This window comes from Candidatus Nitrosotalea sp. FS (assembly GCF_011319475.1).
Taxonomy (GTDB): Archaea; Thermoproteota; Nitrososphaeria; order Nitrososphaerales; family Nitrosopumilaceae; genus Nitrosotalea.
The window spans coordinates 1-983 of record NZ_RCMC01000122.1 but is presented as its reverse complement, the minus strand read 5'-3'; the positions used below and the strand labels follow the sequence as shown (position 1 = coordinate 983).

Sequence of the window (983 nt, the reverse complement as noted above, 5' to 3'; positions counted from 1 at the left end):
ATGTAAACTGGCAAGGGCATTGCTTGCAATTAATATGATTGCAATAATAAAAGGAGGTAATCCGAATTTTAGTATTTTTTTAACTTCAATTTCAGGAATATTGGAGACATTCATTTTTTGGATTATTTTCATAAACGCAATTGAAATTATTGGTGANGTGGATCAGATGGAGTTGAACTACCAGAGCTTGTAAGTGGGTTTGATCCTATGGCTGCCACTAGAATGAACACTGCCAGTATTACTATCTGCATAGTCAACCATCCATGTACTACACCGCTAAGCTTTTCCACAGATGATTTTTCAATATTTTCAAGTCTATCGTATGAGCTTATCATTTTACTTTTCAAGTAATTTACTACATTGCCACCACTTTGAATTGCAGATACATACCCATTGAGAAACTCTCCTAGTGCCCTAGAAGAAGGCTTGTCTTTTGCTTGGCTTAGCGCAGTAAGTGGGTCCATTCCTAGCATATCTATTTTTTTAAGAATCTTGATTGTCTCAGTTTGAATTATTGGTAAAAGATTGATTTCTTTTATCTTTTGCAATATGGTATATGGTCCAAACCCACTAGATGCAAGTAAAGACATTATAGTGATAAAATATGGAAGTTCTCGCTCTATCTTTTTATTTTGTTTCTTTTCATAATCTGCCTGATCAAGTTTTTTTAATGAAAGCAACTATTCTACTCCCAGTTCCATTTTTTGCAGTAATGATTCTGGATCTCGATAATATTTACCTACTACTTCGGCCACTTTTTTATAATTACGAACGTCATTTTCAAGCATCCATTTAAGAATTTTAATTCGTCTTTTGTGTTCCTCAAGTAATTCGTTTAAATCACGTCCTGAGACATCAGCTATTCTTTTGAACATGACACTTTCCTTTAGATCATCATCAAAATTATCAGTTTTAGGATTCCAAGAGAATGCTGCATGAGATGCACTTGAAGAAATTATTTCCGATACTGCAACTGCGCGTCT

At 34.2% G+C, this 983-nt stretch carries 2 pseudogenes; both read right to left on the bottom strand.

Annotated elements, in window-relative coordinates:
* Nucleotides 1-157: 157 nt before the first annotated feature.
* Nucleotides 158-590, bottom strand: a pseudogene (locus DYY66_RS16035) (secretion system protein); the annotation flags it as partial.
* Between the two features lie 90 nt (nt 591-680).
* Nucleotides 681-983, bottom strand: a pseudogene (locus tag DYY66_RS04505) (secretion system protein E); the annotation flags it as partial.